Below are 12,421 nucleotides of genomic sequence, written 5' to 3'. Positions count from 1 at the left end.
CGGTCACTGACCGCCAAAGCCCAGGAACTCCAGCAGCAGATTGCGGCGGCGACGACGTTTCTTCTTGCCGTCCTCCTCGCTCTCGCTGCTTGCGGCGCCGGCGCTGGTGGCGTTGAGCGTGGTGTTGGGCGGCGCACTGATGGTGGCGGGCGGGGCCTCCACCTTGCCGCCGCCCGAGGTCTTGCCGCCGACCTGGATGTCCACCGCATTGACCACCCGCTCGGCGGCAATGAAGGCATTGCCCTTGGAGCGAATGCCGGCCTCGCCGGCATTGATCTCGCCGGCCGGTGCGAACAAGTCGAGGTCGCTGCCTGCGCTCAGCACCGCGATGCCGGAGCCGTTGAAGGAGCCCGAGGTGTCAAAGATCAGCTGCCCCTCGTTGTCCAGGCGCAGCACTGGCGAGGGCGCGCCCGTCACCGTCTTGGCGCCACGGCCCGCGTCGATATTGCCGCGTGAAGACCAGAGCAGCAGATCGCCTTGCGCCAGGGTGAAGACCCGCGACTGGTTGACCGCAAAGTCATCCCGCACCGCGGCCGACACGCTGCCGCCGCTGACGGTGACGATGCCCAGCTCATTGGGCTTCTTGCCTGAACCCGAACTGGCCAGCTCACCGGCATTGATGCCGCCGCCGGGCGCCATCAGGGTGATGTCGGCCTGCTGGTTGGTCTTGATCTGGCTGGTCGGCATGCGCAGCTCGCCGACCGGGCGGGTGCTCAGGCCATCGACCGGGAACAAGGTGTTCACCGCCAGATAGGCTGGCGCATAAGCCGCCCAACGTGCATCACCCTCGGCCAGCGCAGCCTCGCGGCCCGCGACGCGCAACTCCTGCACCAGCTGGCGGTTCAGCCAGGGGATCTGGCGCGCCAGCGGCAAGGCCTCGAAGGCAGCCACGGCCTGGCTGTCGCTGAGGCCACGCGCCGCGTCACCGCTGACCTCGCGGACATAGGCCGCCAAAGCCTTCAGCGCGGCCTGGCCCAGGGCATCGCGGCCGGCCAGCTGCTGCAGCAGTTGCTGGCGCGCCTGCGGGGTCTGGCGGCCCAGCTGGGCCGTCAGCAGGGCTTGCACGGCAGCAGCCTTCTGGCTGTCGCCCAGGGTGGCGAAGACGGCCAGGGCTTGTTCGCGGCTGAGCTCGCTCCAGGCCGGTTCGGTCTTGTTCGGCGAACTCTGGAGTAAGTCCTGCACCGTCTTGTCCTGCAAGGGTTTGCCCAGCAGAGTGCTGGCACGCAAGCCCTGTTCGCTGGCATCGGCGCGGGCCGGCAAGCCCCGCACATAGTCGGCCAGCGCGGCATCAAACTGGGCCTCGCCCATCAGGCGGCGCAAGCCATCGAGCTGGGCCGGGGGTGCCAGCTGCTCGAAGCCTGGCAGCGGCCCACCCAGGGCGCTGTAGAGCTGGCCCAGACGGCCTTGCCAGGCGCGGCTGCCGAACAAGGCAAAGCCCTGATCCACGGCCTGCTGGTAGTCGCGGCCATCGGCTCGCAATCCGGTCACCACGGTGATGTCCGCCCCCAGGCTGGGCAGCAGATTGCCGTTGCGCAAAGCGCCCAGCGAGAGCAGACCGGCCTTGTTGCCCAGGTCCACATCGCGCCCGGCCAGCAGCAGCAGATCGCCCGGTCCGGCAATCTCCACCGCCACATTGCGCATGTCGCGGCCGGCTTGCAGCACGGTGAACTCGTGGATGCGCAGCGGCTGGGTCGGGCCCGCGCTCAGCTGCACATCCTGATGCTGCAGCTTGAAGACATTGCCTGAGCCGGCAATCAGGTCGCGACCGGCTTTCAGGTCCAGTGCTCGTGCCGAGAGGATCTCGCCCTCGACCTTGATGTCGCCGCCGGCGGCCACACGCACCGGGCTGCGGTCGCTGTTGTCCAGTCGCGCCACCTCGCTGCTGGGCGCAGCCTCCACGCCCAGATCGGCATAACGCGCCAGCGGCATGGCCACCTGGGCATTGGCCAGCGCGTCACCCAGCTGGCGACGGCTGTAAAGGCCGGTTTCCAAAGCCTGACGCTGGGCGCCCACCTTCAGCGCGGCCAGGTTCACATCGCCGGCGGCCAGAACCTCGGTGCGCGCGGGGGCGCCGCCGGTTTCGGGCATCTGCACGATGTCGTGGGTGATGCTGACATCCCCGCGTGGCGCACGGATCTGCAGCTGCGCGGGCACGACGCTGTTGACCAGATCGGGCGCGTTGGACATGCCGCCATCGAGCACACCGTCGTTGCGCAGCGTCACCGAGCCCGACTGGCTTTGCAGCAGGGCCGAAGCGCCGGCATGGACGCCGCCCAGCACCGCATCCAAGGCCAACTCATTGTCCTTGGTGCTCAGCGCATAGCCGGCGCTGCGCAGGGCGCCCAGATCGAGCGCGCCTGCAGCTTCGGCTCGCACGGCCGTGGCGCCGTAGAGCAGTTGCAGTCCGAGATCGACCGTGGTGGCCGAGCTCGGTGCCGCCGTGTCACGACGCACATCACCGCCAGCTTGCACGCGCAGCTGTGGCCCGGCTGCGAAAAGGCGGCCAGCCACCACATCGCGGCCGGCTTGCAGGAACACGCTGCCGCCCAGCACTTGCATGGCCTGGCTGCCGGCCGAGTTGGCGTCGCTGGCCCGCCAGCCACTGCTGGCAGCCGAGGCATGAACCTGCTGCGCGTCGCGGCCGGCCAGCAGGCGCACATCGCCGCCGCCGAAGCTGGCAATGCCTTGACCGAAGCGGTCATAACGTGACCACCAGGCGGTGGCCGAAGCGCCGTCCACGCCGGAGCGCCACCACCACTGGCTGACATCGTCCTGCTCGCGGGCCAGGAGCGCGCCCTTGAGGTCTCGTCCAGCGCGCAGTTGGACCTGGCCGCCTTGGCGCAGGAAGGGGCTGAGCCCGTTGCGCTGCAGATTGCTGCTCAGACTGTCGAGGTCCATGCCCAGCTCGGCGCCTTGGGGGATGGGGTCCGGCACCGGCGCGGGCTTGGGCGCCGGTGTTGGAGTCGGTCCCGGAGTGGGCGTCGGCGCGGGTGCAGGTGCAGGTGCTGGCGTAGGCGACGGGGTCGGTGCAGGAGTTGGGGCCGGCGTCGGCACCTCACCCGGTGTCAGCGGAGGTTTGGGCGGTAGCTTGCCATTGGTGGTGCCAGAGCCGTTGCCGGCTGAAGGCTCCAGCTGCGGCTGCGGCGTGTCTTCGCTGACTTCGCTGCGTTTCCTTCGAACGCGGCTCTCTTCCGGTTCTTCCACGCCCGCTGCGGCGTGGGTGTGCAGTGCCGAGCGCGATGCAGGCAGCGCCACACTCTGGCCGCCGGGAGGGCTGACGGGTGGCGCCGGCGGCAAGCTGCCGCCGGTGGTCTCGTTGCCGTTGCCGGTCGAGGGCGTGTCGGGCACCGGCGTCGGAGCCGGAGCCGGAGCCGGAGCCGGAGCCGGAGCAGGTGCCGGAGCCGGTGCCGGAGCAGGTGCGGGCGTGGGTGTAGGCGCAGGCGCAGGCGCAGGCGCAGGCGCAGGCGCAGGTGCAGGTGTCGGTGCTGGCTGTACGGGTGGCGCTGGCGGCAGGGTGTTGCCGGTCGTTTCGTTGCCATTGCCTGCCGAGGGGGTGTCGGGGACCGGAGTAGGTGCGGGCGCTGGAGCTGGAGCTGGAGCTGGAGCTGGAGCTGGAGCTGGAGCTGGAGCTGGAGCCGGTGCAGGTGCAGGTGCAGGTGCAGGTGCAGGTGCAGGTGCAGGCGCTGGAGCCGGGCTGGGCGCCGGTGTCACCGGCGGTGGCGGCGGCAAGGTGTTGCCGGTGCTGCCGTTACCGTTGCCTTCCGAGGGCTGAGGTGGCCGAGGCGGAAGCGGTGGGGCCGGAGGCAGCTTGCCGTCCGTGGTTTGGTTGCCGTTGCCTGCGCTGGGCTGGCTAGGGATGGGTGTCGGGGCGGGCGCCGGTGCCGGTGCCGGTGATGGCGTGGGACCTGGCTCCGGCGATGGCGCCGGGGCGGGCGAGGGTGCCGGTGCCGGAGATGGCGCAGGCGCAGGAACGGGAGCAGGCGCCGGGCTTGGTGCAGGCGCAGGCGCAGGCGCAGGCGCAGGCGCAGGTGCGGGTGCGGGAGCCGGCGAGGGTGTCGGCGCTGGCGCCGGGCTGGGTGCAGGAGTAGGCGCAGGTGCTGGTGGGCTGGGCGGCAGGTTCAGGTCTTCCTGTTGCAAGCTCAGCACCGGCTGGCCGGTGGTGTAGACCTTGGCGCCGGTGTTGAGCAGGACCACATCCCCCGAGGAGGCCAGCTGCAACGAGCCCGTGGTGCTGCGCAACGGCACGCTGGGCGTTTCGCCGCCCGTGCTCGCCCAGCCAATCTGCAGCTTGATCTCCTCCTGGGCGAGGCCATTGCCGGTGCCGCCTGCGGTGGGCGTGCGCGTGGCCATCACATCGGCCGAGCTCAGATCGGCACCGGCCACCACGCGCAGGTCACCGGCCATGCCGCTGACCGCCAGCCATTGGTCCAGCGGCTCGCTGGCCTGGTTGGTCGGCGACTGGAAACCGGCGCTCAAGCCGCGCTCCAAGTAGAGGCTGCCGGCAGCGCGCAAGGTGATGGAGGTCTCGGCCGCATGCGGCATGGCGGCGCGATCGGCCGCCACCAGCAGGGGCAGGTTCCAGTCCACGCTCAGGCGCATATCGCCGGTCGATTGCAGCTCGGCACCGGCGCGGACGCGCAGGCGTTGCTGCAGCTCGGGCTGCTGCGCCGTCAGGCGGCGTGTCACGGCCTCGGCATGGGCTTCCAGATAGTCGCGGCTCTCGGCATCGATCAAGGCGGTGCCGAACTTGCCGGGAATGGGTGCGGGCGTTGGCACCGGAGCTGGAGCTGGAACCGGTGCCGGTGCCGGTGCCGGTGCCGGGCTCGGCGAAGGTGCGGGAGCCGGGCTTGGGGCGGGTGTCGGTGAAGGCACAGGCACTGGGGCGGGCAACACCGGGTCGCCCGGCTTGAGCGGCGGACGTGGGGGCAGTTGACCCAGGGTGCTGCCATTGCCATTGCCGGTCGAGGGCGTGCTGCCCTCGTCGGTGCGATTCATGTTGAGGGCCAGCGGTGCGGGCGGCAGGCCTGCAGCCTGCGCGATCCGGCCCGGGTTCCTGCTCAGGCCTTCGGCTTCGGCCTCGGGCTCCTCGGGGGCCGGTGTGGGCGCTGGTGTGGGGGTAGGGCGGGGCGGAGTGCCCGGCGTGGGCGCCGGCTGCATGGCGCTGCCCAGGCCGATGGTGCCCGCTTGGCCATAGACCTTGACCGCCTCGACATCGATGCTGTAGACGCCCTCGATGCGGCCGGCGAGCGCACCGATCTTCACGTCACGACCTTCGGGCGCTTTCTCGCTGCTCGTGTCCTCGCGACCCGCGCGCAGCAGCAGCTGGCCACCATGCACGCGATCGCTGCCGCGCAGATCCAGCAGCGAGCCGGCCTGCACATCGATCTGGCCTGCGCTGCTGTGCAGCTCGATGCGGCCACCCTGGCCACGTGGTGCCTGCACCTGCAGCTGGGCGCCCGCGGCAATGTTCAAGTCCTGTCCGGCCGCCAGCACGATCTGGCCGCCTTTGCCTTGCGCGGCGCTGTTGCTGGCGCGCAAGCTGCCGGCGATGTCCAGGCGCCCCGCGTCGCTGACGATGCGGATCTCATCCGCCGCCAGTTGCACGTCGGCCCCCAGGCTTTGGTTGCCGCTGCGATTGCGCAGGCTGAGGCTGCCCCTGAAGTTGTTGTCCCCCAAGCCCTTGGCCAGGTCCGCCAGCTTCACCGGCTGGCCGCTGTCGATCTCGAGCTGGCCGCCTCGGGCGCCGGCTTTGGACTCTCCGCTCAGCTTGCCCGCCAGGATCACCTCGCCCGCAGGCGCGCTCAGCTGCAGCGTGCCCGCATCGCTGGCGCCTGCGCCCGACACATTCAATGTGGCACCCGCCTCCAGCACCAGGTTTTTCTGGCCGCTGCTTGCCACCAGCTTGCCCCCGGGCAGGTCCACTGCGCTGCCGTGCAGGTTCAAGGTTTGGCCCGCCACGAGGGTGTCCGAGCCGGTCTTGAACTCCAGGCCGTCGCGGGCCGCCAGGTTCAGCTGAGCACCGCGCATCTCGATACGGCTGGCTTGTGCAATCGTCTGGGCGGCAATGCTGAGCTGACCTCCCGGTTCCAGCAGGGCCAGGGCCGCTTCACTGACCTCGCTGCCCCTTGCCTTGCTGAAGACAAAGCCGTCCCGCACCTGCCAGCTGCTGCGGGCATTGCCGCTTTGGCCCAGCAGCGGGGCCGTGGCGTTCAGGGCGCCGCTGAAGAAAGCCTCGCTGCCGCCCTGCACCAGCAGGGCCTGGCCGGCCTCCCAGTCCGTCTTGATGGCATCGATGCGCTGGCTGCCAGCTTCGCGCGTCAGGGTCTTGGTGGCACTCAGCAGCAGGCTGCCGGCCGGGAGCGCCGCGCCCTCAAGAGCGGGCTTGACGGTCTGGCCGCTGGTCTGCGTCAGCACGATGTGCTGGGCCAGGGCGCTGCCGGTCCCGTTCTGCGGGGCGCGCAACAGGGGGGCGTCCAGGGTCAGCTGTTCCCAGCTGGGTTGCCCCAGGCTGGCGCCCGCGGTCCAGTCGATGCTGCTGTAGCTGCGCAGGGTCAGGCTGTGGATGCTTTTATGCGCGCTCAGCTGCTGCAGCAGGTCTGCATCCAGGCTCAGACTGCCGCTCGGCACGCTCGCCGCGCCGATCAGCACCTGTCGGGCACCCAGATCCAGGGCCTGGCCCGAGAGCGTCAGCCCGCCGCCCAGGCGGCTGTCGCCGCTGCTGTCCAGGCTGATGCTGCCGCGCCCAGCGGCAGCTTGGAGTTGGACCCGATTGCCGAGTTCGAGCGTGGCCACAGGCAGTGGAGGCGCTTGGTCATCGGTCTTGGGCAGATCCTGGCGCTGCAGGCCTGCATCGGCTTGTGCGCTCACCCGCACGGCGGCGCCGCCGCCCTTGAGCTTCCAATCGCTGCCGGCGGACAGGCTTGTTGTCGTGGCGGGCGCCTCGGCCTTCAGATGGCTGCCGTCCTCCAGTCGCAGCGTTTCGCTGGCGCTCAAGAGCAGGTCCTGGCTGCTCAGCGTGCTGCCGGCCTTGACCGTCAGCTCGCGGGCCACGGCTTGCAGGCTGTCGCTGCTGTTGCCCAACGGCACGGCACCGATGACGAGCTGCTCGGCCTGGATGCCTTCCAGTGTCTTCGTGTCGAGTCTCAGGGTCGTGCTCGGCACGCCCGCATCGGCCGTGCCACCAATCTGGATGCGCTCGCTGGCGATGAAGACCTGGGCGCCGCGGCCAGGGGTGGCCTCCTTCGCGCCATCAGGCTTCATGCTGCCCACGGCGCTGCGCAGGCTGGCCTGCATCTGCAGCTGCTGCGCGTTCAGCACCAGGGCCGCGGCATCGCGATTGCCGGCCGGCAGGGCTTCACCGGCCTTGCTGGCCTTCTCGGCAAAGTGACTGTCGATATCACGCAGGCGGATCTCGCTGCGCTTGCGTGCCTGCTCGGCGCTCAGCAAGAGCCAGCCCGAGGGCAGGGTGCTTTGGAAGGCGGTGCCGGCGTCGCGCAGGCGCGCACCGATCCACTGGCTGCCATCGGCCTGCGGGATCACGGCGCCCAGGTTCAGCGGCGTGCCGCTGAGCGGCCGCACCAGGTAGGCGCCGGCCAGCATGGCATAACGCGCCGGCAACAGGGTGTAGCGCCCGGCGGGCACGGCCGCGCCGTCGCCGATTTCGAGCTGGCGGCCCAGGGCCGGCGTCACTGCCGCCAGGCTGGGGTCCCAGAGCGCCTGCAACTGTCGCGAGGGCAGCAGGGCAAAGGCCCCATCGCTGCCCGTGAACACATCGCTGGAGCCGCCCGGGCCGGGCACAAACTGCCAGCCGCTGAGCTGGCCACCGCCGCTCAGGTCCAGCAGGGCTTTTTCTTCCAGGCTCAGGGACGGGGCCTTGAGCAGCAGCTGTTTGGCCAGGGGCTTGTCCAGCAGCAGTTGGCTGTTGGCGCTCTGGCTCCAGGCGCTGGCATCGGCCTTGCCGAAGAGCAGTTGCTGGCCAGCGCCGCTGACCGATGTTTCGCTGCCTGCCTGCAGGCTCAGGCGCTCGCTGGCCTGCAGCTCGATGCGGCCAAAGGGCGCGCGCACGACGCCGCCTTGCTCGATCTCGCGGGCCTTGATGAAGAGCTGGCCGCCAGCGCTGGCCGGCTGGTCGGCCGGCGTCTTGCTGCTTCGGGCAATGCTGAGGCGGTGGCTGCCCACATCGAGGGTGAAGGGCGTGTCGGTGGCCGGGTAGATCTGGGCGGCGCCCAGGCTCAGATCGGCCGGGCTCAGCAGGGCGCCGGCCACGCGGTCTCCGGTGGCACTGGCCTCGGTGCTGCGGCTTTGCAAGCGCAGATCCTGGCCGGCGTTCAGGGCCAGGCTGCCCAAGCCCTGGGTCACCAGGCGGTCCGACAGCACCAGGTTCTCGCTCGCGGTCAAGGCCAGGGCGCCGCTGCCGGCGCTCGCCTGCAGCAGGGGCGCCGGCGTGCCATTGGACTGGGTGGGGCGATCCTTGTTGGCGAAGTTGGCCCAGATCAGTTCGGTGGCGGCCAGCTCGGCGCGGGCGCCCGCGTCCAGGCGCAGGCTGGGGCTGTCGAGCTGCAGCTGACGGGCCAGATTCAGCGTCACGCCGTTTTCGATGCGCAGGCCATCCTGCGCGCCGAGGCTCAGGTCGGCCAGGCCGGCCGCCTGCAGCTGGGTCGCCGAGATGCGGGCATTGCTGGCTGCGATGGGGGCGGCGCTGTTGCCGCCCAGATCGGCGGGCTTGGACAGCAGCTCGGCTTGCATGCCGCCGCTGGCCTCGCCGCGCTGCACGCTCAGGCTCAGCTCGCGCAGCGGCGGCAAGCTGCCGCTGTTGCTCCGGCCTGCGGTGAGGTTGATGCTGGCGCGGCCGCCGGCTTGGGATGCATCGCCACCCTGGGCGCGCAGATCGCCCTCCAGGATCAGTGCACCGCTGCCGCTGACATTGAGGCTGCCGCCGCTGCTGGCCAGGGTCTGGCGCTGTGTGCGGTTGCCGCCGCTCTCGCGCAGGCTGACATCGAGCTCGCCCTGGGCGCCGCCGATGTCGATGCGGCTGCCCTGGCTCCAGACCAGGCTGCTGGCAAAGCTGCCGCTGGCGTTGAGGTTGACCGTACCGCCGGCCAGCAGCTGGCCGCGCAGCAGTCCGTCATCGCTGGGCGTCAGCAGACGCGTGCCAGCCACATCGATCACGCTGTTCGCGCCCAGCCACAGGTACTGGGCCGTGCTGTCGTCACTGGCCGCCACACGCAGGGCCACCGTGCCGCCCGGGGCCTGCACGCGGCCGTCGAACTGCAGATGCGCCGCGGCATTGAGCGAGAAGCTGGCCGTGGGCCGCAGCTCGATGACCGCACCTTCGCCCACCTTGAGGCTGCCCAGGATGGGCGCGTTGGCGTTGAGGCTGAGATTGACGACCTGGGGCAGGGCGTTGCTGGCCGAAGCGGCCTGCATCTGCGTGGCCACCACCGAGCCGCTCCGGGCCAGGCGAGCCGTGGCCATCGGGGCCCAGCTTTGTGCGACCGGGGCGATGCGGCTGCCCGCCGCCACGTCGAGCGTGGCATGGCCGTTCAGCCAGAAGCTGGCAAAACCGCCCTGGCTGAAGAACTCGGTGCCCAGGCGCAGATCGGCGGCGGCTGCGTTACTGGGATTCGCGCCGATCTGGATCGTCTGCGTCGTCAGGTTCAGCGCGCCGCCGCGCTGGGCCGAGTAGGCACGCAGCTCGGTGCTGGCGTCCAGCTGCAGGCGCACGGTGTTGAGCGCCTTCTTGGCATCGTCGGCATTGCTGTCCTGGCCGAGGCTGATGCTGCCGGCTGCGCTGCTGCGCACCGCGCCGCCGGCATCGACCCAGGCGCCTCCCGAGACATCGATCACTGCGCCCGCGCCGGTCTTGACCGCACGCTGGCTGGCCAGCATGACTGAGCCGCCGGCCGTGCCGGCGCCCGAGCCCACGCCGTCGAGCAAGGCATTGGTCCAGGTGCCCGAGGCATCCAGGCGCACGCCCGCGCCCAGCTGCACCTCGCCGCCGTCCAGGCTGCGCGCCAGCAGGCTGCCGCCCGGCAGGCGCAGATCGCTGCCCAGGACGACCGAGCCCTTCTCGGAGTTCAGCTCCAGCTGGCCCAGGGTGGGCAGGCTCAGGCGCGCCTCGCTCGGCAGCTCCAGGCTTTGCACGCTGCTGATCTGCACCCGGCCGAAGCCGCCGGCCTCGATCTGGGCCAGAGAGAACTGGGCGCCTGCCTCGCCGGCCTTGCGGCCCAGCACCAGGCGTTCCAGCACGGCGCCGGCATAGGCGTCGGCCGCGAAGTCGCGGCCATGGCGGGCGGCGCCCAGGCTCAGGCGGGCCAGGTCCGCGCGGGCGTCCTGGCCGTTGAGCTGGCGGCGCCCCTGGGCCACCTGGCCGCGCAGCTCGCCCTGCAGGCTCAGCTGTGGCGCCACGATCTGCAGGCTGCCGCCGGCGCGGCCTTCCACATAGCCGGCCTCCAGGCGCTCGCTGCCTTGCAGGCCAAAGCCGACGCGGGCGCCATTGCGCTTCCAGGCGCTGCGGTTGACGAAGGCGCTGCTGATGCCTTCGAACACCACATCCTTGGGCGCGTTGTTGAGGGTGTAGACCTGGCCGTCGGTCGCGGTCAGCAGGCTGGGCCGCACCTTGGCCTCGCCCACCTGCACCTGGCCGCCGCTGACATCGAGCTGTGCTCCCGCGGCGACATCGACCGTGCCGCCCGAGAGTATGGACAGGCTGCCGCCCTTGGCCAGGCGCTCGCTGGCCGTGCGCTGCAGGCCCAGGCGGTAGCTGGACAGATCGCCCAGGATGTCCGAGCTGGCGCGGATGTCCAGCGTCACCTTGTTGCGGAACAACAGGCCGTCTTTTTGCAGCGGCGCGTCGCGCAGGTCATTGCTGCCCAGCAGCTCGGTGGTGACGAAGTAGCGGTCCACGCCGACCTGGGTGTCGGTGGTGCCGGCGAGATCGATCACCGCGCCTGCGCCGATGCTCAGGCTGCCGCCCTCGGGCTTGAACACATGTTCGCCGCCCGGGCTGCCGTCGTAATTGGGCGTCAGGCTGGCGCGCACAAAGGCTTGCGCGCCCGGGGCCACGACCTGGGCGCCGGGCTGCAGGCTGATGGCCGCGCCGGCCAGGTTCAGGCGCGAGGCGGTGAAGCCGGCGTTGTCGTCCGAACTCAGCGGCTTGCCGTCGGCCCCGGTGTTGTCGGGCTTGATCTCGGTGCGGCTGTCGCCGCCCAGGATCAGGCTGCCGCCCGTACGGGCGCGCTTGTACTGCGCGTCCGAGGGTGTGGTGTTGGTGGAGGCCCCGGCCGCATTGCCTTGCGCGAGCAAGAAGATCGAGCCGTTCTGCGCCACGCTGGTGGTGGCCGACACGCGGCCCAGCTGGTTCACCGCCATGCCCACCAGGGTGGTGTTGCCGCGCGGCGTTTCGATCACGCCGGGCTGGGCATTGGCGGCACCCGTGCCGGCCGCACGCCCCGCGTTGGTGACCGTGCCATCGCCCGCATCCTTGCCGAGATCGGCCTGGCCCACCTCGACCAGCAGGCCGCGCAGGGCCGGCACATCGGGGTTGGACTCCGAGGCGTAGAGCGTCTGGCTCAGACGCTCTTTCGCGGTGGAGGGCAGGCCCAGATAGACCTCGGCCCCGGCGCCCAGCACCACCTGGCCGCCGGGTGCGCTGATCGTGCCGGCGTTCTCCACCTTTTTGGCGAACAGGAAGATGCGGCCGCCCTCGGCGCTGCGCAGTTCGGCGCCCGGCGCCACGCTCACATAGCTGTCGGCGAACAGGGCTGCGCCCGCGCGGCCGCCTTCGGCCGCAGCGTCGTAGCGGAAGGCCGGGTCGCCGCCGAGGATGTTGTTGGCAAAGCCGTTTTTGTAATCCTCGTCACGCGGCTTGAGCGAGGTGGCGATCAAGCTGCCCACGTCCACCCGAGCAGTGGCGCTGAACAGGATGCCGTTGCGGTTGTAGAGCAGGATCTCGCCGCCGTTGGTGGCCTTGAGGCTGCCGAAGATCTGGCTGGGGTTGGCGCCGCCGATGCGGTTCAGGGCGCTGGCATTGCGCTGCGCCATGTCGAAGGTGACCGAGCTCTGCGCGCCGATGTCAAAACTCAGCCAGTCGTAGATGGCGCGCTGGCTGTCCTGCTTGATCACCATGTCCGCGCCGCCGCGAGCATTGGGCACGCCCTGCGGCAGACCGCTCTGGCCGCTGCCGAACACACGCCAGCCCGGGGCCGGCTGGGGCAGGGCGTTGACCTTGGGCGCCGCCTGCGTCTGGGCCTGAGCCTGCCAGGGCATCACCGTGGCCAGGGCCGCCACCAGGGGGTGCAGCAGGGCATGGCCCCAGTGCGGCACCGGCGGAGCGGCAGGAGCCAGCGGGCCCGCCTGCGGCAGCGGCGGGGGTGTCAGGCGAGAGGCAAGCGAGGAGGCAGGACGACGCGACATGGCAGCA

1 protein-coding gene is annotated in these 12,421 nt (G+C 70.9%); it reads right to left on the bottom strand.

Going from position 1 to position 12,421, the window contains the following annotated elements; genetic code table 11:
* Positions 1-3: 3 nt before the first annotated feature.
* Positions 4-12,414 (bottom strand): filamentous haemagglutinin family protein, encoded by a 12,411-nt coding sequence (locus C1O66_RS03820; RefSeq protein ID WP_102766679.1) that lies wholly within the window; start codon positions 12,412-12,414, stop codon positions 4-6.
* Positions 12,415-12,421 lie beyond the last annotated feature (7 nt).

It is taken from the genome of Paucibacter aquatile, assembly GCF_002885975.1.
Taxonomy (GTDB): domain Bacteria; phylum Pseudomonadota; class Gammaproteobacteria; order Burkholderiales; family Burkholderiaceae_C; genus Paucibacter_A; species Paucibacter_A aquatilis.
Note: the sequence above shows the minus strand (reverse complement) of the source record. Positions and strands in the feature narration are given on the sequence as shown.